The organism is Vibrio anguillarum, assembly GCF_003390515.1.
GTDB lineage: Bacteria > Pseudomonadota > Gammaproteobacteria > Enterobacterales > Vibrionaceae > Vibrio > Vibrio anguillarum.
Genome location: NZ_CP031479.1, coordinates 2,131,565 through 2,152,658, shown reverse-complemented (window position 1 = coordinate 2,152,658; position 21,094 = coordinate 2,131,565). Strand labels below are relative to the sequence as shown.

The window sequence follows — 21,094 nt, the reverse complement described above, 5'->3', positions numbered from 1 at the left end:
TTGCCATTTACCCTTGATAAAAATTAACTATTTGTAATATCGATAGTTTGTGCCGATGAGCAAAATCGATTTTTTACATTTAGCAAAACGGTGAAATTAGTCAACACTTAACTTAAGGCAGCATACCGTTGCAACCAAGGAGACAGATATGCAATCGCTAATAGTTAAAGACTATATGACATTACAAGCCATCACCTTCAAACCGGACATGCCAATGACTGCGGCTTTAGAAAAAGTGATGCGTTCGGAGCATCTTGGTGGTCCTGTTATTAACGACCAAGAACAAGTGATTGGCTTTCTATCAGAGCAGGATTTGCTCGATAAATTGGTGAAGGTGAGTTATTTCTGTGAAGACACCCATTTAGTCCGTGACTGCATGCACCCTGAAGTGCTGTCCGTTTCATCAGACACCTCTATTATTGAGCTTGCTGACATGATGAAAGTAGGAAAACCGAAAGTTTATCCCGTGATCGATCAAGGTAAATTGGTTGGCATTATTACGCGCAGAGATGTACTGAGAGCATTAGGGAAAAACTTAACGCATTGTTTTAAAAAACCAACATAGCAAACTATACCCTTCCTACTTGAAGCTGCAGCAGTGTTGGCTACGTTCGTTCACCCCAATCACATAGTTTGCCTATGCTCATGGGGACTCACTCACTTGCCGCCTACCTGCAACTCCAAGTTGTTTGGGTATATCAGCAGTAATAAATAAAATTCTAGAGGTGCAGTGCACCTCTTTTCCATCTAATCAAGGTGAATGTGCGTTAAGTGCAGGTTTGATAAAAATGCGCTTGACCTTGGAGTTGACTCTAAGGTTTAAGCTTTGTGCATCAGAGAAGGAGAATCCTATGTGCACAAAACATGAAGCTTGCAGTACTACAAAAAATAGCATGGCAAACCCGCAGGCGGTGTCATGCTCTAGTCTTAAAATTACCGCGATTAGGGCTGCGGGCGTTGATTCAAATGAAGAGGGGTGCTGCGGGTCACAAGAGTGCGCAAGCAATGATCCTGATGATGAACCCGCGCAGCTCACATTCGTTAAAACACAGTTTAACCAAAGCTGGAAAATTGAAGGGATGGATTGCCCATCTTGCGCACGTAAGGTTGAAACGGCGCTTAAAAAAGTGGGTAATGTGATCGACGCCAAAGTGCTGTTTGCCACTGAAAAATTGGTGGTCAAGTTTAATACCGAAGAGGCAGCGCTTGAAATAGAGCAAGCGGTTCGTAACGCAGGTTTTACGGCTCACCGCATTGATGCGGCTAATCCAGTTTCTGCCCCCATTCATAGTGACTGGAAGTCGGTCATAAAACAGAACGCGCAGATCCTCTCCATTGCTGGCGCTATGATACTCGCCGCTATTGTGCAGCCTTATTTCCCTCAAATCAGCGATGGGATGTTCATTTTGACCTGCCTTGCCGGTTTGTATCCTATCGGTAAAAAAGCGATTCAACTGGTACGCTCAGGCACACCTTTTGCGATTGAAACCTTAATGAGCGTTGCGGCGCTCGGAGCGCTCTATCTTGGTGAAACGGTTGAAGCGGCGATGGTGCTATTACTCTTCCTCATCGGAGAGCGGCTAGAAGCTTTTGCCGCTTCTAAAGCGCGTAGCGGTGTACAAGCTTTAATGGCACTGGTGCCTGAAACGGCAACAAAAATTGTGGCAGGAGAACGCATCACGGTGGCGGCACATGAGCTAAAACCGGGGGATGTAGTGGAAGTTTCTCCCGGCTCTCGGCTACCCGCGGATGGTCAATTGCACGAAGCGTCGGCCAGTTTTGATGAGAGCGCGTTAACGGGCGAATCACTGCCTGTCGAACGCTATCAAGGTGACAGTGTCATGGCGGGTGCTGTGGTCGCGGATCAGGTGGTGCGTTTCTCCATCACCTCCAAGCAGGGTGAAAACGCGATTGACCGCATTTTGCATCTGATTGAAGAAGCGGAATCTCGCAAAGCGCCGTTAGAACGTTTTCTTGATAAATTTAGTCGTTGGTATACCCCATTAATGATGTTGGTTTCATTAGCCGTGGTTGTGATACCGCCGACACTGTTTGCGCAGCCATGGGAAACATGGGTTTACCGTGGCTTAGCCTTACTGCTGATTGCTTGTCCATGTGCGTTGGTTATCTCAACTCCGGCGGCCATTACTTCTGGCCTTGCCGCAGCGGCGCGTCGTGGTGCACTGATCAAAGGGGGCGCGGCGCTCGAACAGCTTGGAAAAATAGAGAGTATTGCTTTTGATAAAACGGGTACTTTGACCAAAGGTAAACCGGAAGTTACGGATGTGGTTGCGCTCAATGGCTGGGATGAAGAGCAATTGTTGCGCTATGTCGCAGCGGTTGAAATGGGCTCGAGCCATCCTCTGGCAACCTCTTTAGTGAAAAAAGTGCAAGCGATGGCTTTGCCCATTCCAGAAGCGATAGAGAAGCGAGCGTTAGTTGGCAGTGGGGTTTCGGGGGTTGTGGAGGGGAAATCACTGCGCGTATTAGCGCCAAGCAAAGCGAATGTTCCGTTTTCTGATGCATTTAGCGCGCAAGTGGAAGCGCTAGAGATGCAAGGCAAAACAGTGGTGGTGGTTTTTGAGCAAGAGAACATTGTCGGTTTAATCGCATGGCAAGATACCTTGCGTGAAGATGCCAAAGCCGCCATTGAAGCACTGCGCCGTTTGGGGATCGACACTATTATGCTCACTGGCGATAACCCTAGAAGCGCTGCGACGATGAGTGCTCAATTAGGGATAGATTTCAAAGCCAGTTTATTACCGCAAGATAAAGTGGAATACATTCAACAGTTGGCGCAGAGAAAACAAGTGGCGATGGTCGGGGATGGCATTAATGATGCACCAGCAATGAAAGCAGCCAGCATTGGTATTGCGATGGGGGGGGGTACCGATGTTGCGTTGGAAACGGCCGATGCGGCAATTACTCATAATCGATTGGTCGAGCTCGCCACCATGATCGAGCTATCACAAGCTACCCTCGCCAATATTCGCCAGAATGTCACGCTAGCGCTAGGCTTAAAAAGTATCTTTTTAGTCACGAGTTTACTCGGTATTACGGGCTTATGGGTGGCGGTGCTGGCCGATAGTGGAGCTACCGCGTTAGTGACGCTCAATGCGTTGCGTCTATTGAAATTTAAAAAATAGTCCGAGACTAAACCAAAAAGCTCAGCAAGGCATGGCGGGTCGTTATCTCTTATGCCTGTTGGGTTTGCACCCTATTGTGGTAATAGTGTGAAATGTGTCGATATTGCGCTTGTATTTTGTTATGCAGTGTTGGAAATCATCTTTTAGGGTTGGGTGTTATTTCATCAATCTTGCTGTTTTTTGTGATGCAAACCGTTTTTATGAGAATGTGTTCGTTACATTGCGTCATTCATTGTGAATTTGATCACTCTTTGTTGGTGCGTGGTCCGCTAGAGTAGCTGCATACCCGATGTATATCTATGAGCTGAACAAGCCGCAATAAGGAGTCACTTATGTCTCAAGCCGTTTTCCATCTAGGTGTTACCGAAGCCGATCTGAATGGTGCTACTTTGGCCATTATCCCTGGGGATCCAGCCCGCGTACAAAAAATCGCTGAAGAGATGGAAAATCCAGTCTTTCTTGCTAGCCACCGTGAATACACTGTGTACCGCGCAGAGTTAGACGGTAAGCCAGTCGTTGTTTGTTCTACTGGTATCGGTGGCCCTTCTACGTCTATTGCGGTTGAAGAGCTTGCTCAACTTGGCGTGCGTACTTTCCTACGCGTAGGTACTACTGGTGCAATCCAACCTCATGTCAATGTGGGTGATATGATTGTCAGCACAGGTTCGGTTCGCCTTGACGGTGCAAGTTTGCACTTTGCGCCAATGGAATTCCCTGCTGTGGCTGATTTCGATGTCGCCACTGCAATGAAAGCGGCTGTAGTTGAAAGTGGTGCAACCGTGCACATGGGCGTTACCGCATCAAGTGATACCTTCTACCCAGGCCAAGAGCGTTATGACACCTTCACTGGTCGTGTTGTGCGTCGTTTCCAAGGCTCAATGAAAGAGTGGCAAGACATGGGCGTATTGAACTTTGAGATGGAATCCGCCACTTTGCTAACCATGTGTGCGAGCTCAGGTTTGAAAGCAGGTTGTGTGGCTGGTGTGATCATCAACCGTACTCAAAAAGAGATCCCAGATCACGCGACACTCAAAGAAACCGAGGCTCGTTCAATCAAAGTGGTTGTCGAAGCGGCGCGTAAAATGCTGTAATTGAGTTCTGAATTTACACTGATGTATCTATGTACACGGTGAGTGATTAGGCCACTTTTGAATAAAGTGGCCTTTTTACTTTCTAAATAATCACCAGTCAAACAGTCACCAGCTAAACAATTACTCACTAAGCAATCGCCAATTTAGGCAACGGAATGTACAAGCTCTCGGTTAAGTCGCTGAGCATCTGGTCGTAAACGTGAGAGATGCTGAGTGAAATATCCGAAGTGATTTGGTACATCGCGCCAGCTTCTATTTGAAAGGCAGGATGATCATGCAGTTCGCTCAGGCTATGCAGCGCGGCTGAGCAGCTTGGCGAAGCTACCGTTAAAGGGCTGATTAAGGCGAGTTGATTCATCCTACGCCTGACAACCTCACTATAATGCTGCAAGCGTATGCGGCCATCTTGAGTATCCATTTCATCAATGCTGATGCGTAACTGAGTTAGCGCGTCCATCGCATCAATGACCTGTTGCCAATTAATATGGTATTCATCGCTGAGATCTTCGCGGTTGGATTCCACCAACCAAGCCAGTATCACCTCATCCATTAAGAACATACAGTGACGAATTATTTTACCATGCATCATTTGGTTACGAGCCACAGAGCGCTCTGGCCACTCCTTCATGAGTGCTTTAAGCTTAATTTGCAGCACACGGTACATTGGTTTGTTGTCAAAGTGTGCGATAGCAATTAAGTGATTACTTTTTTCGTATAGCGTATCTTGCAATTCATTCAACTCAGTGTCGCGTCTTTGAGCAGAGGCTAGTGTTTGATGGGTAATGTTACGGTGCTGACGGCATAAAAACAGTAGCTGGCGAAGGTCGATCAGCAGTTGATATTTACGTTGTAATGTGGATTCACGCTGTTTTGCCAGATAAAACATCAGCCACAATATACCGATAGAGATAAGCATTGAGATAAAAACAAACATAACCAACTCCTTGTTAATGTTATACCAATCTAGAGTTAGCAGGGTTAATGCCAGTTTTTTGTTTGTTTAAATTCAATGGGTTATGTATTTTTGCGTTGAAGTGATGCATCTTATTGGTGCATTTTGAACTAAAAGTGTGAGCTGGATCGATTTTGAGCAGTATGGTGATAAAAAATCCCCAACACAGAGCGTGTTGGGGATGCTATCGTGAAGATTGATGTATTACAGGATGCGCATGCCAGCTTGAGCACCTTCATGTGGTTCAAGAATCCATAGCTCGCTGCCACCAGGGCCTGCGGCTAAGATCATGCCTTCTGACATACCAAACTTCATTTTACGCGGTTTGAGGTTCGCTACCATGACAGTGTACTTGCCTACTAACTCTTCGGGTGAATAAGCGGCTTTAATACCTGAAAACACTTGGCGAGTTTCGCCACCAATATCCAATTGGAATTTGAGCAATTTGTCCGCTTTTGGCACCGCTTCGCAAGCGATGATCTTAGCGACGCGTAAGTCCACTTTAGCAAAATCATCAAATTCAATTTCAGCTGCAATAGGGTCTTTACTTAGCTCAGTTTCAACTGTGGTTGGTTGCGCGCTCTCAATCGCAGCTTTTTCTGCTGCCGCTTCTTCTTTAGACGCTTCAATCATCGCTTCAACGTGTTTCGGATCAATGCGATTAAACAGCGCTTTGAATGGCGTGAGCGTATGGCTTGTTAATGGTGTTTGTACGCCTTCCCAAGTGAGTCCTTGGTTTAAGAATGCTTCGGTGCGCGCCGCTAGTGCTGGCATTACAGGTTTTAAGTAAGTCATTAACACGCGGAATAGGTTGATGCCCACTGAGCAAATGTCTTGTAGCTCTTGCTCTTGACCTTCTTGTTTAGCCACAACCCAAGGCGCTTTTTCATCCACGTATTGGTTCGCTTTGTCCGCCAATGCAGTGATTTCACGAATGGCACGGTTAAATTCTCGGCTTTCGTAAAGATCAGCAATGCGATCCGCTGCTGCGGCAAATTCTGCGTACAGCTCTGGCTCGGCAAAGGTTGCAGACAACTGATTTTCAAAACGTTTGGTGATGAAGCCCGCATTACGCGATGCCAGGTTGACGATTTTATTGACCACATCGGCGTTCACACGTTGGGTGAAATCCTCAAGGTTTAAATCAAGATCGTCGATACGGCTATTGAGTTTTGCGGCGTAGTAGTAGCGTAAGCATTCTGGGTCTAGGTGGTTTAAGTAAGTGCTTGCTTTGACAAACGTTCCTTTAGACTTCGACATCTTCGCGCCATTGACTGTGACATAACCGTGCACGAATACGTTATTAGGCTTACGGAAACCACTGCCATCAAGCATCGCTGGCCAGAATAGGCTGTGGAAGTAAACAATATCTTTACCGATGAAATGGTACAGTTCGGTTTTACTGTCTTTATTCCAGTATTCGTCAAAGTCTAAGTCATCGCGTTTGTTACATAGGTTTTTAAATGAACCCATGTAGCCGATAGGCGCGTCTAACCACACGTAGAAGAATTTGTTCTTTTCGCCGGGGATTTCAAAGCCAAAGTATGGCGCATCACGTGAAATATCCCACTGTTGCAGGCCGCCTTCGAACCACTCTTGCATTTTATTGGCGGTTTCTGTTTGTAGCGAGCCAGAGCGAGTCCACTCTTTGAGCATGCTTTCAAATTGAGGAAGGTCAAAGAAGAAATGCTCGGAATCCTTCATTACTGGCGTAGCGCCAGAAACGGCCGATTTCGGGTTGATAAGCTCTGTTGGGCTATAGGTTTCGCCACACGCATCGCAGTTATCACCGTATTGATCTTCTGACTTACATTTTGGGCAAGTGCCTTTCACGAAGCGATCAGGCAAGAACATCTCTTTTTCTGGGTCAAACAGCTGAGAAATGGTGCGGCTTGAAATGAAGCCATTTTTTTTCAGCTCAAGATAAATGTGAGAAGCCAGTTCGCGGTTCTCTTCGCTGTGAGTGCTGTGATAATTGTCAAAGCTGATATCAAAACCTGCAAAATCTTTTTGGTGCTCTTCACTTACTGCGGCGATCATCTCTTCAGGTGTAATACCCATCTGTTGTGCTTTAAGCATAATTGGCGTGCCGTGAGCATCGTCTGCACAGATGAAGTTTACAGTGTTGCCGCGTAGGCGTTGGTAACGAACCCAAATGTCAGCTTGGATATGCTCAAGCATATGACCAAGGTGGATCGAACCGTTAGCGTACGGAAGGGCACAAGTTACCAGCAGTTTCCTTGAAGAAACGTTTCTTGGGTCAGTCGCCATACTTAATATTCGCTTTTTTGATAGGTATGAAAAATAGATACCAATACTACCTTATGCAGCGAGCGACTCCAAGGCGTGAGCCTAAGGAATCCCGCAACTTTTTTGGGGTTCAGTCTGACAATAGAGAGTGATAGCATGAGCAAAAAGGAGAAGCTATGCAGCCGTTCACATCTAAACAAGATTTTTGCGATTGGTTAAACCAATTTGAACACCCTCATCTTATTGCGGGGTGGGCAAACCAACCGCATTGGATTTCGGTTACAACAGCGGGACGTTTGACGGTTCATATTCCATTTGCCGCTAAAAATCTGCTGAATGAGCTTTCCGAATGGGTCGTCTCCAAGCAGCAAACCGATGCGCTTGCTCCATTCAGCGTTGAGATAATCATTGCGCCGAAAGCGCTAGCGACGACGGTCGCTCATAGTGTTAATGGTGTTAAAAATATTATTGCGGTGACTTCAGCCAAAGGGGGCGTCGGCAAATCAACCACCGCCGTCAATCTTGCTCTAGCCATTGCTCAATCTGGGGCGAAAGTTGGCTTGTTGGATGCGGATATTTATGGCCCTTCAGTACCGATGATGCTTGGCAAGCAAGAAGCAAAGCCAGATGTGCGTGATAATAAGTGGATGCAGCCAGTTGAGGCATTTGGCATTTTCAGTCATTCGATTGGCTATCTGGTTGATAAATCTGAAGCGGCGATTTGGCGCGGGCCGATGGCATCGAAAGCACTGGCGCAATTGCTCAATGAAACCGAGTGGCCAGATGTGGATTATCTGGTCATCGACATGCCACCGGGGACAGGTGATATTCAACTCACCTTGTCACAACAAATTCCGGTAACAGGCGCGGTGATCGTCACCACTCCGCAAGATCTGGCACTAGCGGATGCGCGCAAAGGGGCGGCCATGTTCGAAAAAGTCGACGTTCCGGTTATCGGGCTTATTGAAAATATGAGCTATCACATCTGCAGTCATTGTGGAGAGAAAGAGCATATCTTTGGTGTCGGTGGCGCGCAGAAACTGGCCAGTGAATATGGGTTGGCGCTGCTTGCACAAATTCCTCTGCACATTGCCCTGCGTGAAGACATCGACCAAGGTCGTCCTACCGTGGTTGCTCAACCAGAAAGTGAGCATACACAGCGTTATCTTCAACTGGCGGAACGAGTCTGTTCAAGCCTATATTGGCAAGGAAAGCCTAAGCCAGATGCAATCAGTTTTACATTGGTAGACTAGTGTTGGTCCACAGTGCTATGAAAGTAGCACTGTGGTGATCTCTTCTGAAATACGACGAAAACGTTTGCTTGGTAGTTTGTTATTCAAACCTCTTCCAAAGTCTAAATCGAGACTGGTATCAGGTGGTTGAAGTCCCTATAATCGGGCAGTTTATCTATTTTCATCACCAAACCATCACCGGGTGCAAAAATAATGTCTGAGAATAATCAATGCGTCATCGTAGGTATTGCTGGCGCTTCAGCTTCTGGAAAAAGCCTGATTGCGAGCACGATTTATAACGAACTTCGTGCCAAAGTAGGCGACCACCAAATTGGTGTGATTACGGAAGATTGCTATTACAACGACCAAAGCCATCTCAGTATGGAAGAGCGCGTTAAGACAAACTACGACCACCCGAATGCACTTGACCATGATCTACTTTGCCAACATTTAGAACAATTAACCCGTGGCGAAGCGGTTGAAGTGCCAGAGTACAGCTACACTGAGCATACTCGCACCGCGAATACAACGCTATTAACACCCAAGAAAGTGATTATTTTAGAAGGTATTTTACTGCTGACTGACCCACGTTTACGTGACTTAATGCATGCGACCGTATTTATGGACACTCCGCTGGATATCTGTTTATTACGCCGAGTGAAGCGTGATGTAGAAGAGCGCGGCCGCACCATGGATTCGGTATTGAAGCAATACCAAAAAACGGTTCGCCCTATGTTTATGCAGTTTATCGAACCGTCAAAACAGTACGCGGACATTATCGTTCCTCGTGGCGGTAAAAACCGTATCGCCATTGATGTATTAAAAGCCCACATCGCGAAATTGTTGAAATCTTAACTTTTGTGGTCTTTATTTTTAAGCAGACAAGTGGCACTTTAGGTGCCACTTTCTTTTTCTAATTAAGCAAGGAAAAAGCTGATGAAAAAACTGTTTCTTTTCATTGCCATTATTATCGGTGCGTTAATCGCTGCCGCGCTCGCACTTGTCCTGTTGGTCAATCCTAACCAATTTAAGCCCTTGATTGTAGAACAAGCCAAACAGAAAACGGGGTTGGACTTAGTCATTGAAGGAGATATCAGTTGGAGTTTCTTCCCTTCGCTTGGCTTTGAGCTGGGCAAAACTGAACTCAGAAACCCACAAGGTTTCAGCGCTCCAAACCTGTTTAAAGTCGAGCAAGTTGGTATTGAAATTTCGGTGATGCCATTGCTGGATAAGCAACTGGAAATTGGCAATATTCGCCTAAATGGGGCAGCGTTCCATCTTGAAACCCTTAAAGATGGCCGTTCAAACTTAGATAGCTTAACTCAAGCCGCGCCTCAGCCAGCCGCCTCTTCCGCCGTAAACGAAACAAAACCAGCACAAGAAGAGACAAGCAGCGTCAATGCGAGCAACCCTGTTCAAGAGTGGACGATTAACTTAGCGGGCGTCAGCGTCGAAAACGCATTACTGGAAATACAAGACCGCAAAGCCGGTACACATACTAAGCTGTATGACGTGGCGGTCAATCTTTCAGAGTTTGCGGTGGACAAATGGACGTCAGCGACTTTTGCCGCCAAAGGTAAAAATAACCAACAAAACTTTGCCGCAGAAGGGCGAGCTGAATTCAAATTAGCCGCTGATTTCAAAGATTATGCGCTGAAGAACGTTGTGCTTGATGCGAGCTTTAGTGACCCATCAAACCAGATTGATTCTGCGAAGATTGAATTAGCCACGTTCGAGTTTGATAAGAAGAATGCGCTGTCATTCAGCGTGAAAGGAAAGGCGGCTGATCTAAAACTTGATGCGAAGGGGAGTGCGCAACTGACTCTCGATAAAGCCATGAGCTTGGTGAAGATTGATACGCTGGTACTGGATACCAACCTAGAAGGAACCAGTTTGCCACAAAGCCCAATGCAGATCGGTTTAACTTCGAACATTCGTTTTGATCTCTCTAAAAACCAACTGGATGTCTTACTCAGTAAATTAACCGCAAATGCATTAGAATTTGATGGTGATGTCAAAGTGACGTTGGCTGAGATCCCTAAAATCCGCTTCAATATGCATAGCCCAAATATCGATTTGGATGAATTTTTAGGGCTTGCGAATCCAGCAACGGCAAGCAGTGCCGTGAGTGAAAATAAGGCATCGTCAGGTTCAACGTCAGCAGCGCCTGCTACGGTGAGCGCTGAAGTGGAACCGGATCTCAGTGCATTAAAAACGTTGGATGTGCAAGGCAAGGTCACCATAGACAAGTTCAAAGCCAATAATGCTCGATTACAGAATGTGCAAACCAGTTTTAGCGTCGATCGTGGAATTATGAATTTAACCTCATTCAGTGCCAACCTTTACCAAGGTACGATTCAAGCGACCGCTCAACTGGATGCAACCAAAGTACCTGCCACTTATAGCGCTAAAAAAAGCGTTAAGGGAGTACAGGTGCTGCCGCTATTAAAAGATGTACTCAATAATGAGATGTTACAAGGCACGGGTAACATCGATGTGGATGTAAAGGGCCGCAGTTTGACGCCAACGGGCATTCAACAAAACCTTGTCGGAACCGTGAACATCAACTTTGCCGATGGTGCAGTCAATGGTATTAACGTTGCTCACCTTATCCGTAGCAATTACGCCAAAATTAAAGGTAAGAAAGTTGATGACGACCCAGTGAAGAAAACCGATTTTAGCGCCATGACCGCTACGCTGAAATTGAACAAAGGGGAAGTCACCACCAATAACCTCGCCATGCAATCACCACTGTTGCGTATTCGTGGTGAGGGTAAAGCGAATTATCTGCAACAAACGGTTGATTTTTTGGTGAGCACTTCTGTGGTGGGAACGCTAGAGGGGCAAGGTGGCAAAGACATTGATGAGTTGCGAGACGTTACGATTCCTATCAACATCTCAGGGCAATGGAGCGATCCTAAATTCAAATTGGTTTTTGATGATGTGTTAAGACAAAAAGCGGAAAAAGAAATTGACCGTGGCTTGGAAAAGCTCGGCGTTGAGATAAAAGACGAGAAAACTAAGAAAGCGGTTGATGGCTTATTAAAAAGTCTTTTTAAGTAATTTACTGGGTTGATTTCATTATGATTGATCAAGCCTCCTCGATTTAGAGGAGGCTTTTTTATCACCAGTCGATGCCTTTTCGTGCTTTGATGCCCGACTCAAAGGCGTGTTTCACATTTTTGACTTCCGACACCGTATCGGCGATTTCAATCAAGCTGCGGTGTGCTCCTCGGCCCGTGATCACCACCGACTGCATTGCTGGCCGTGTTGTTAAGGCTTCAATCACTTCGTCTAATTCGATATAGCCATAGCTCACCATGTAGGTCAGCTCATCAAACAACACCACATCAATCGACTCATCTTTAAGCATGCGTTTGCACTCTTGCCAAACCCCTTGCGCTGCTGCGGTATCGGCTTCTTTATTTTGCGTTTCCCAAGTAAAGCCCGTCGCCATGACTTGAAATTCGACGCCCAGTTTTTCAAGCAGATTACGTTCACCGTTTTCCCAGGTTCCTTTAATGAACTGAGCTACCGAACATTTCAAACCGTGGCCGACAGCGCGCGCAATGGTGCCAAAACCTGAGGTGGATTTCCCTTTACCATTTCCGGTAATGATCAATAACAACCCTTTCTCTTGCTGGGCCGCAGCAATTCGTGCATCGACTTGCTCTTTTACTTTCTGTTGTCTCGCTTTATGGCGTTCATTTTTAATTTCTTCAGTCGACATGCTCAATCCTGTTCATTAATAGCGTTGCCGCTATCATAGCTCAACTACTCGGCAGCAAAAACCATCGAAATTACAAGGAATAAAAAAGCCAGAGCAGTGCTCTGGCCTCTGGGAGTATCTCTAATGAGTTTAGAAGCGGTAATTGGCTTGTGCGCCGATAAGCCAAACATTACCCGTCGTTGTACCAGAAAATTGGCCTCCAACGGCTTGCGCTGCATCATCTGAAGCATAACCACGAGATTCCACAATGTTGGCATCTTTGGCAAAAATGTAAGTAAAGCCAGTGTCTACGGTGAATTGCTCCGTAAATGCATACTCCGCACCAACGCTTAACCAAGTTCGATCAGTTTCAGGGATGGTAATGGTACGGTTTTTATCGTTAACTGCCGCCATATCGTAAGCAATGCCTGTACGCAGTGCTAATTTTGCATCGACTTGGTAAGTAGCACCCAGAGCAAAACGGTAATTGTCTTCCCAGTTTTCTTCTTTAACCATCACTGAGCCAAGAGTGTTTAAATCCGCTTCAAGCTTTTCGAAACTGCTCCAATCGGTCCAGTTAATACTGGCATGTAGTGCCAACTGTTCACTTAGTTGGTGGTAGCTAGCCAGTTCAGCGGTGGCAGGCATAGTGAGCATCATTGAACCTGTATCATTCACCACCTTGCCCGATTCTTTCGAAAATATATTCGCTGTGCCAGTAAGCTTTAGGTCAACTTCGGATTTATAAGTAAAGCCAATGCGATTGCTATCATTGATCTGCCATGCCGTACCCACTTGCCAACCCCAAGCTTTATCTTCACCTTCCATGTACTTTAGTGTTGTACCTTGTGGAAGAGGCTTAGTTTGAGCCGGAGAGGTCGCACCGAAATGGCCTTCTCCAATCACATAACGAATGCCACCGCCAACGGTAACCGCATCAGTGAGTTGGTAGCCGATGTTGGCATTGACTTCCATTGTTTTAACCATCGCTTGATTACCAAAGTGGCTCGCGCTGAAATTACGGTCAAGTTCGGTCTCCATGCCATAGTTAGTACCGAGTGCTAAACCTAGTACCATTTTATCGTTCACTTGATGTGAGAGGTAAAAATTGGGGATGACGGCATCATTTGCGAAGTCATTTGAGCTTGCTTCTAATGCGCCGTTGATTTTTCCATTCACATCAACATTCGGATTAACGTAAATTGCACCAACAGAAATTTGCGTACCTTTCAAATAAGTCAGCATGGCAGGGTTACGCCATTGTGCACTGGCGTTATCAGCCATAGCCGCTTCACCGGCGTAAGCACGCCCAAGGCCCGTTGCAGAGTATTCTGCCAATTGGAAACCGGCCGCTTGAGATGCATTCGATACGCTGAACAGTCCACATGCCACTGCGAGTGAAAGAAGAGTTTTATTTGATTTCATTATAATGTTCGCTGAAATATTTGAATTCGGTGTGGGAATTTTAAGGTTAGAGCGAATACTTTAAAAATATAAAGCAGTGAATTTATTGTTTTTGAAATTTAAATCTACTTATAGTTTAATTCTAAGCGTAATACTCTGCTTGTTATGGAAGTGTTTCTAACTTTCAGCGAACGTTTGTAGTGTGGTTTAAGGTAAAAAAGGTACAGTTGTTAGCTCGATTCGATAAAGCGATGCGGCTACAAGTATGAAAAAGGGCTGGAAAACCAGCCCTTTATTGATGCTATGCTGATAAACGTTGCGCTTAGAAGCTGCGGCTATATTGTAAGCCGACTAGGATTGCATCTGCGTGGGTCGTTGCCGTCAGAGTTGAAAGATATTGAGGTGAACCAAGAGGATTAGGTGTTCCTTCAGATACTTGTACATCATCACCCAGTAAGTAGGTGAAACCAAAATCAATATTTGATTTTTCATCTAGGTTATAAGTAAAGCCAGCAGAGAACCATTGGCGGTCAGAGTCAGGTACTGATACTGACGTTAATGAATCTTGAGCGCTGGTGTCATACATATAACCAGCACGTAAAGTCCAATCTGTATTTAAATAATACGTTCCGCCAATAGCATAATGCCATCCATCTTGCCATTTATATGGTTTGTTGTAAGTAGAACCTAGTGGGGAGTTTTTGAGGTCACTAAATTCAATTTGATCAAATGTGCTCCAGCCGATCCATTGTACGCTGTAATGAACTGCAAAATTGGTATCTTTTATTTTATGGAATCCAGAAAACTCAAAAAGGTCAGGCAATGGTAAATTGATTTTTTGTCCTTTATCATCTTTTGCTTCCATTTCAGGACTGTAATGATATGCGGCACCGAAACGGTTATTTTCATCTAGCTCAAAGACAGTACCAAAGTTGAATCCGATAGCCCAAACATCAGCACCATCTACGTTGACTAAATCTTTACCACCCAAACTTGCGACATCAGAACTAGCCGTACGTTTCATGGTTCCTTTACCATAGATTAAATCTAGTCCAGCGCCAACACTCCATTGAGAGTCTATTCTGTAAGAACCAGCAAGGCCTAAGTTAAAGCTCTTGACGTCTGTTAAACCGCCATATTCACTAGCAGAGTAACTATCTGAAAATTCAGTTTTTGTACCAAAGTTAGAATAGGCATTGACGCCCCACGCAAACTTATCATTGAGAGGGACAATGAGATGGATATTTGGAGCAATAGATGTACCGCCTGCTTCATCATAATTTGCGTTTTTTGGAGCCGATAGCTGTGGTGCAACTTGGCAAGTTGTACCACAGTATTTCGCATCCTTGACTTTAATTTTTGTCGTTATGGATTCAAAGCCCAAAGAGAGTGAGGTTTCATCAAACAACGCCATTGCGGCAGGGTTACGAGCCATCACCGATGCGTTATCGGCAATAACAGCATCACCAGCAAATGCACGACCTAGGCCAGTCGCAGATTGTGCATTGAGCTGAAAGCCCGCTGCCAGTGCTTGTTGTGAAGCGAGAGCTACCGTTACGGCAAGTAACGATTTTTTAAACAGACGCGTCTTGTTCATGGTGCTTTTCCTTTTTGATTTCATCGCCTCTAATGGACGTTGTTTTTGAGCAAATGCTCAATTGGTGGCTGATACTAGAGGCAAGTATAGAAGATAGAAATCCGACCATTGTCTAATTGAATGATAAAATTGCAGAAATGATGTCTATTTGGCAGGAAAAAGGCGGAAAATGCTTGTTTATAGAGTTTAAGCTCTATTTTTGTCTAGGGAACCTGGCCCGCATTATATACAGGCCAGGAATGGTTTTAATGGGAAGGTTTTAGCATAGGCATTAGTTTTTTAGCGATGTTCGTGACATCTTCGCCATTTTCACCGACAAGGATCAGGCTAGCATCACCGACGGGTTCGATGATTCCTGCCATGCCTTGCTCATTAAAGTTCACGGCTTGTTCACTGGCAATGCCTGTGAAAAAGAGCGTCACTTTCCCGCTTTCACCTTGAAAAACCATGTGCAGAGCGTTTGCCTTGCCAAAACCACAGTGGTTTAGGTAATAAACGTGGTAAGGGAAGTTACTGCTTAACTGATAAGCGAATGGCAGCATTTTGGCGTTGATCTGCGTTGAATTCACTTGTTCATCCAGTTGGTTGACAAAGCCTTCTTCATCAATGACGTGTTTGATGGCGGTGTCCATTAGGCTTGCCTGCGCCGGTGGAATGAGCACATTTCGCCAATTGATTTGGCCAACCAATAAACCAAACACAAAAGCAATCGATGCAGCCAATGTCATCGCTTGCTTGGCAAAAGTAGGTCGGATGACATTGCTTGCCATTGTGGTTTGACTAAATAGAATACGGTCTGCGAGATCGTCAGGCACGTCTACATTCATTGCAGTAGCAATCGTTGCATCTAAGCTCAATATGTCCTCTAGGAACTGACGATTAGTATCACTAGTGGATGCCGCTTGGATAATCTCTTGGTCATGCTGTTTTGGATCGGACATAACTCGGCGGCGAAATTCTAATTCATCCATTTTGCTGCCCCTTATACGCTTCTGATGAATCCAATTGTTCTTTTAATTGATTACGAGCTCGAAACAGACGAGTCATGACCGTGTTCTTATTGAGTTCGAGGATCTCGCCAATTTCATCACCACTAAAACCACCAATGACTTGTAGGAAAAGAGGTTCGCGGTATTCAATATCCAGCTTCATTATCTGTGCCTGCAACCACTCTTGTTGATGATGAGGATCATCGTTGACTTTTACGTCACCGCTGTAGTCATCAATATCGACCAACTCAAACTGCTTGCGCTCAAAGCGGCGCGCGTTCTCGCGACGAAGAATAGTTATAAGCCACGATTTGGCCGCTTTCTCGTCGAGCAAACTATCGAGAGATTTCCAAGCCCTCAAGCAGGTTTCTTGGACTAAATCTTCAGCAATGCTTTTATCTTTACATAGCCAATAGGCATAACGAAAAAGATCTCGGTGATAAGCACGCACAAGCGTTTCATATTTTCTCTGTCTGTCAATATTACTATTGACCGGGCTGCTGGACTTTTTCTTTCCAAACATGGTTATTATCGACACATGAGTCTCCGTTTGCTCTGTGATTTCTTCTTTGTTTAGGCCATTTTATGGTCGTCTTGCGATGAACGCTTCGCGTATTCGTTCGCTTTCGATCCGTTCAAGTTGTTCGGTAACATCAATTCAAGCGTCGACGGCTTTTTAATTTCATAGTATGGAATAAATCAATATAAAATTGATCTACTTCAAAATCTCATAGCACGAAGTGGCTATAGTACACCTTGTCATCTCGTTAGTCATTGCGACTAACATGTTGAGCAAGATGACACTTCCTTTTGAAGGCTGACTTTACTTTCTCCTAATCAGGAAACTGATTATTTCAATTGGCGTAAGTTAATTGCTTTATATATTCCGACCACACATTATTGTGTGGTTTTTTTTTGCTTATATACCCTTCCTACTTGAAGCCGCAGCGGTGTTGGCTACGTTCGTTTGCCTATGCTTATTGGGACTCACTCACTTGCCGCCTACCTGCAACTCCAAGTTGTTTGGGTATAACTCCATTATTCATTTAAAGATTAAGTGATTATCCATCTCCTTTACCTACATTACTTTCTTCGATTCGATGCGAATATCACGTTTATTTAAACACTTGTTTGATTGTTTTAACAACCTCGTTACAATGTGCCAGGTCAGACCTCTATTCTAAGGAGAAACAATGGGCAAACAGGAAGTCAAAACGCGCTCTGGTGAGCGTGTGGCTATCGTCGCGGGGTTGCGTACCCCTTTTGCGCGTCAAAGTACCGAATTTAGTCAAGTTCCTGCAGTCGATTTAGGCAAGATGGTGGTGAGTGAACTGCTTGCGCGAACGGAACTCGATCCTAAATTGATCGAACAACTCGTCTTTGGACAAGTCGTGCAAATGCCTGAGGCACCAAACATCGCGCGTGAGATCGTTTTAGGGACAGGAATGAGCATCCATACCGATGCGTACAGCGTCACACGAGCGTGCGCTACCAGTTTTCAGGCGGCGGTGAATGTGGCTGAAAGCATAATGGCTGGCACGATTGATATTGGTATGGCTGGTGGTGCCGATTCGTCTTCCGTTTTGCCGATTGGAGTGTCTAAAAAATTAGCCGCTAGCTTACTCGCTTTAAGTAAAACCAAAACCGTTGCTCAGAAACTCAGTATCTTAAAATCATTATCTTTTAAAGATTTAATGCCAGTCCCCCCCGCGGTCGCTGAATATTCAACGGGCCTTTCGATGGGGCAAACGGCTGAGCAGATGGCAAAATCTCATCACATAAGCCGACTGGATCAAGATGCTTTGGCACATCGTTCTCACTCTCTAGCTTCACAAGCTTGGAAAGAGGGCAAAATCCAAGGCGAAGTCATGACGGCATTCCCAGAGCCCTATAAAAAGTGGATCGCTGAAGATAACAATATTCGTCATGACTCGACTCTGGAAGGTTATGCCAAGTTACGTCCAGCGTTTGATAGGCAATATGGTAGCGTGACGGCCGCCAACAGCACACCACTCACCGATGGCGCTGCCGCTATTCTATTAATGCGTGAAGGCCGTGCTAAAGAGCTTGGTTTGGAGATTATGGGTTATATCCGTTCTTACGCTTTTTCAGCGATTGGTGTTGAACACGATATGTTAATGGGACCGTCTTATGCGACACCGTTAGCCTTACAACGTGCAGGTATTGAGCTTTCCGATCTCACATTGATTGACATGCATGAAGCGTTTGCCGCGCAAACCCTCTCTAATATGAAAATGTTCGCCAGTGATAAGTTTGCACAGGAACATCTTGGTCGAGCAAAAGCGATTGGCGAAATTGATATGGATAAATTTAATGTGCTAGGTGGTTCTATTGCGTATGGTCACCCTTTTGCGGCGACGGGTGCACGCATGATCACACAAACACTGCGTGAACTAAAACGACGTGGTGGTGGTTTAGGGCTGAATACCGCTTGTGCAGCGGGTGGTTTGGGCGCGGCAATGATTTTGGAGGTTGAATAATGAGCACAGAGAAAGCTTTTCATTTAACGATTGATGAACAAAATATTGCGTGGCTGGCGATTGATGTTCCCGGCGAAAAAATGAATACGCTACAAGCGGCGTTTGCCCAAGAGATGCAAGAGGTTTTTGCGACCTTGGAGGCTCAAAAAACCAGCCTAAAGGGGATGGTGATTCACTCGCTTAAGCCAGATAATTTCATTGCTGGAGCGGATGTCCGTATGCTGAACGCTTGCCAATCGGCCAGCGAAGCACAAGCATTGGCCAAGCAAGGTCAGGAGATGTTTCAAACCTTATCGGATTTGCCATTCCCAGTGGTTGCCGCGATTCATGGCCCATGCTTAGGTGGTGGTTTAGAGCTGGCGCTGGCTTGTCACTACCGGGTGTGCAGCGACGCGGACATCACGCGTTTGGGTTTGCCCGAAGTGCAATTAGGCTTGCTGCCAGGCTCCGGTGGAACGCAGCGGTTGCCGCGTTTGATTGGTTTGTTACCTTCTCTTGACTTGATTTTGACGGGTAAACAGCTGCGCGCAAAAAAAGCAAAACAGCTGGGTGTTATTGATGCTTGCGTAGCAGAGACTATCTTGCTGGATGTGGCCAAGAAGTATGTGCTCGATAATTCTGGGAAAAAACGTCATCAGGTCAATACGTCGACCAAAGAGAAATTAATTTCTCATACGCAGCTTGGTCGCAAATTAATTTTTGATCAGGCCGCTAAAAAGACTAAGCAAAAAACACGAGGTAATTACCCAGCTGCAGACGCGATTTTAGAGGTGATCCGCCACGGTTTAGATCGTGGTTTTAAAGCCGGGTTAGAGCTTGAAGCGAAGCGATTTGGTGATTTGGTGATGAGCTCGGAATCCAAAGCACTGCGCTCGATTTTCTTTGCCACCACAGAAATGAAAAAAGAGACGGGCAGCGACGCAAAACCTCAAACCGTGAAACGTATCGGCGTATTGGGCGGTGGTTTAATGGGGGCAGGGATCAGCCATGTTAGCGTTGCAAAAGCCAAGGTTCCCGTACGAATCAAAGATGTTTCGAATGATGGGGTATTAAACGCGCTCAATTACAACTACAAATTATTCGATAAACAGCGCAAGCGTCGCATTTTATCCAAAGCGCAGATGCAAACAAAAATGGCGCAATTGTCTGGCGGGATTGATTTTACCAGCTATCAGCATATCGATGTTGTCATTGAAGCGGTATTTGAAGATCTCACGCTTAAGCAGCAAATGGTGGCTGATGTTGAAGCGAATGCCAAAACCAGCACCATTTTTGCGACGAATACTTCTTCGCTTCCAATCCAGAAAATTGCAGCGAAGGCGGCGCGTCCAGAGAATGTGATTGGATTGCACTATTTCAGTCCTGTTGAAAAAATGCCTCTGGTGGAAGTGATCCCTCATCAAACCACATCGCAAGAGACGATAGCCACAGTGGTGGCCTTGGCGAAAAAACAGGGCAAAACACCGATTGTGGTCAAAGATTGCGCTGGTTTTTATGTTAACCGTATCCTTGCACCTTACATGAATGAAGCGGCGCAGATCCTGATGGCGGGTGAGTCGATTGAAAAGATAGATACGGCTTTACTCGATTTCGGTTTCCCAGTCGGCCCTATCACGTTATTGGACGAAGTGGGCATTGATGTTGGCTCGAAAATCATGCCAATTCTAGTGCAAGAACTCGGCCCACGTTTTCAAGGACCAGACGTATTTGATTTGCTGCTCAATGACAATCGCAAAGGGCGTAAAAGTGGTAAGGGATTCTATACCTATAAAGGTAAGAAAAAAGAAATCGACAAATCTATCTATAAATTGCTGAAAATCACGCCAGATGCCAAACAGAGTGATAAGGAGATCGCGCTGCGTTGCGTGCTACTTATGCTGAATGAAGCCGTACGTTGTTTGGATGAGGGCGTAATTCGTTGTGCGCGAGATGGCGATATTGGTGCGATTTTCGGTATCGGTTTCCCGCCGTTTTTGGGCGGCCCATTCCGTTACATAGACCAAATTGGTATCAAGAAATTAGTGGAAATGATGAATCAACATGCTGAGAAGTATGGCGATAAATTCGCTCCTTGTGATGGGCTACTGACTCGAGCTGGGGTTGAAGCACGTTTTTATCCGTAGTCATCTCGGCTGTTTTCATTCATATGTTTGCTTAAATTAGGCGAGGGAATATCCTCGCTTTTTTTCATTTATAGCCAATGAGGTCATCTCTTTATGCGAG

The 21,094-nt window shown here is 45.4% G+C and carries 15 protein-coding genes; 8 read left to right on the top strand and 7 right to left on the bottom strand.

Features of this window, described 5'->3' with window-relative positions:
- Nucleotides 1-148 precede the first annotated feature (148 nt).
- The 3 genes from DD616_RS13285 (at nucleotide 149) to udp (ending at nucleotide 4,237) form a co-directional block, all read left to right on the top strand.
- Nucleotides 149-565 (top strand): CBS domain-containing protein, encoded by a 417-nt coding sequence (locus DD616_RS13285; protein ID WP_013857256.1) that lies wholly within the window; start codon nucleotides 149-151, stop codon nucleotides 563-565.
- Nucleotides 566-851: 286 nt separating this feature from the next.
- Nucleotides 852-3,146, top strand: a complete 2,295-nt coding sequence (locus DD616_RS13280) for a zinc/cadmium/mercury/lead-transporting ATPase (RefSeq protein WP_208871783.1) — start codon at nucleotides 852-854, stop codon at nucleotides 3,144-3,146.
- 332 nt (nucleotides 3,147-3,478) lie between these two features.
- Nucleotides 3,479-4,237, top strand: a complete 759-nt coding sequence (gene udp, locus DD616_RS13275; RefSeq protein WP_010320675.1) for a uridine phosphorylase — start codon at nucleotides 3,479-3,481, stop codon at nucleotides 4,235-4,237.
- 127 nt (nucleotides 4,238-4,364) lie between these two features.
- Here udp and DD616_RS13270 read toward each other — a convergent pair whose 3' ends face one another.
- Both DD616_RS13270 and metG read right to left on the bottom strand, forming a co-directional pair.
- On the bottom strand, nucleotides 4,365-5,177 hold the full coding sequence (locus tag DD616_RS13270; protein WP_208871782.1) for a hypothetical protein: 813 nt from the start codon (nucleotides 5,175-5,177) through the stop codon (nucleotides 4,365-4,367).
- 216 nt (nucleotides 5,178-5,393) lie between these two features.
- On the bottom strand, nucleotides 5,394-7,460 hold the full coding sequence (metG, locus tag DD616_RS13265) for a methionine--tRNA ligase (protein WP_170900149.1): 2,067 nt from the start codon (nucleotides 7,458-7,460) through the stop codon (nucleotides 5,394-5,396).
- Between the two features lie 155 nt (nucleotides 7,461-7,615).
- On the opposite strand from metG, the gene apbC reads away from it, so the two are divergent.
- From apbC to DD616_RS13250, 3 genes are all read left to right on the top strand, one after another.
- Nucleotides 7,616-8,692 carry an iron-sulfur cluster carrier protein ApbC gene (gene apbC / locus DD616_RS13260; RefSeq protein ID WP_013857252.1) on the top strand — a complete coding sequence of 359 codons (1,077 nt, stop codon included), beginning with the start codon at nucleotides 7,616-7,618 and terminating at the stop codon, nucleotides 8,690-8,692.
- 192 nt (nucleotides 8,693-8,884) lie between these two features.
- Nucleotides 8,885-9,526 (top strand): uridine kinase, encoded by a 642-nt coding sequence (udk, locus tag DD616_RS13255; protein ID WP_010320672.1) that lies wholly within the window; start codon nucleotides 8,885-8,887, stop codon nucleotides 9,524-9,526.
- An 81-nt stretch (nucleotides 9,527-9,607) separates the two neighbouring features.
- The gene (locus DD616_RS13250) at nucleotides 9,608-11,734 is read left to right on the top strand and encodes an AsmA family protein (protein WP_208871781.1); all 2,127 of its coding nucleotides are present in this window, start codon (nucleotides 9,608-9,610) and stop codon (nucleotides 11,732-11,734) included.
- Between the two features lie 61 nt (nucleotides 11,735-11,795).
- Here the strand turns inward: DD616_RS13250 and cobO are convergent, their stop codons facing one another.
- From cobO to DD616_RS13225, 5 genes are all read right to left on the bottom strand, one after another.
- Nucleotides 11,796-12,401 (bottom strand): cob(I)yrinic acid a,c-diamide adenosyltransferase, encoded by a 606-nt coding sequence (cobO, locus tag DD616_RS13245; RefSeq protein ID WP_010320670.1) that lies wholly within the window; start codon nucleotides 12,399-12,401, stop codon nucleotides 11,796-11,798.
- A 129-nt stretch (nucleotides 12,402-12,530) separates the two neighbouring features.
- On the bottom strand, nucleotides 12,531-13,805 hold the full coding sequence (locus tag DD616_RS13240; RefSeq protein ID WP_026028225.1) for an outer membrane protein transport protein: 1,275 nt from the start codon (nucleotides 13,803-13,805) through the stop codon (nucleotides 12,531-12,533).
- A 301-nt stretch (nucleotides 13,806-14,106) separates the two neighbouring features.
- A complete protein-coding gene (locus tag DD616_RS13235) occupies nucleotides 14,107-15,405 on the bottom strand; it encodes an outer membrane protein transport protein (protein ID WP_017050593.1) in 1,299 nt (432 codons plus the stop codon).
- Nucleotides 15,406-15,626: 221 nt separating this feature from the next.
- Nucleotides 15,627-16,352: a DUF3379 domain-containing protein gene (locus DD616_RS13230; RefSeq protein WP_017044335.1), complete on the bottom strand. Its 726-nt coding sequence runs from the start codon at nucleotides 16,350-16,352 to the stop codon at nucleotides 15,627-15,629.
- Entirely contained in the window at nucleotides 16,345-16,893 is a 549-nt protein-coding gene (locus DD616_RS13225; RefSeq protein WP_088717986.1) for a sigma-70 family RNA polymerase sigma factor, read from the bottom strand. The genes DD616_RS13230 and DD616_RS13225 overlap by 8 nt, the downstream gene beginning before the upstream one ends.
- A 670-nt stretch (nucleotides 16,894-17,563) precedes the next feature.
- Between DD616_RS13225 and fadI the strand changes: the two genes are divergently transcribed.
- Both fadI and fadJ read left to right on the top strand, forming a co-directional pair.
- Nucleotides 17,564-18,871 carry an acetyl-CoA C-acyltransferase FadI gene (gene fadI, locus DD616_RS13220; RefSeq protein WP_017044558.1) on the top strand — a complete coding sequence of 436 codons (1,308 nt, stop codon included), beginning with the start codon at nucleotides 17,564-17,566 and terminating at the stop codon, nucleotides 18,869-18,871.
- Complete coding sequence (gene fadJ, locus DD616_RS13215) at nucleotides 18,871-20,994, top strand: fatty acid oxidation complex subunit alpha FadJ (protein WP_208871780.1); 2,124 nt, start codon at nucleotides 18,871-18,873, stop codon at nucleotides 20,992-20,994. The genes fadI and fadJ overlap by 1 nt, the downstream gene beginning before the upstream one ends.
- Nucleotides 20,995-21,094: the final 100 nt, after the last annotated feature.

Coding starts and splice junctions, on each gene's coding strand:
- udp (WP_010320675.1), top strand. CDS start 3,479: ATGTCTCAAGCCGTTTTCCATCTAGGTGTTACCGAAGCCGATCTGAAT.
- DD616_RS13225 (WP_088717986.1), bottom strand. CDS start 16,893: ATGTTTGGAAAGAAAAAGTCCAGCAGCCCGGTCAATAGTAATATTGAC.
- DD616_RS13285 (WP_013857256.1), top strand. CDS start 149: ATGCAATCGCTAATAGTTAAAGACTATATGACATTACAAGCCATCACC.
- DD616_RS13230 (WP_017044335.1), bottom strand. CDS start 16,352: ATGGATGAATTAGAATTTCGCCGCCGAGTTATGTCCGATCCAAAACAG.
- cobO (WP_010320670.1), bottom strand. CDS start 12,401: ATGTCGACTGAAGAAATTAAAAATGAACGCCATAAAGCGAGACAACAG.
- DD616_RS13250 (WP_208871781.1), top strand. CDS start 9,608: ATGAAAAAACTGTTTCTTTTCATTGCCATTATTATCGGTGCGTTAATC.
- fadJ (WP_208871780.1), top strand. CDS start 18,871: ATGAGCACAGAGAAAGCTTTTCATTTAACGATTGATGAACAAAATATT.
- udk (WP_010320672.1), top strand. CDS start 8,885: ATGTCTGAGAATAATCAATGCGTCATCGTAGGTATTGCTGGCGCTTCA.
- metG (WP_170900149.1), bottom strand. CDS start 7,460: ATGGCGACTGACCCAAGAAACGTTTCTTCAAGGAAACTGCTGGTAACT.
- fadI (WP_017044558.1), top strand. CDS start 17,564: ATGGGCAAACAGGAAGTCAAAACGCGCTCTGGTGAGCGTGTGGCTATC.
- DD616_RS13235 (WP_017050593.1), bottom strand. CDS start 15,405: ATGAAATCAAAAAGGAAAAGCACCATGAACAAGACGCGTCTGTTTAAA.
- DD616_RS13240 (WP_026028225.1), bottom strand. CDS start 13,805: ATGAAATCAAATAAAACTCTTCTTTCACTCGCAGTGGCATGTGGACTG.
- DD616_RS13280 (WP_208871783.1), top strand. CDS start 852: ATGTGCACAAAACATGAAGCTTGCAGTACTACAAAAAATAGCATGGCA.
- apbC (WP_013857252.1), top strand. CDS start 7,616: ATGCAGCCGTTCACATCTAAACAAGATTTTTGCGATTGGTTAAACCAA.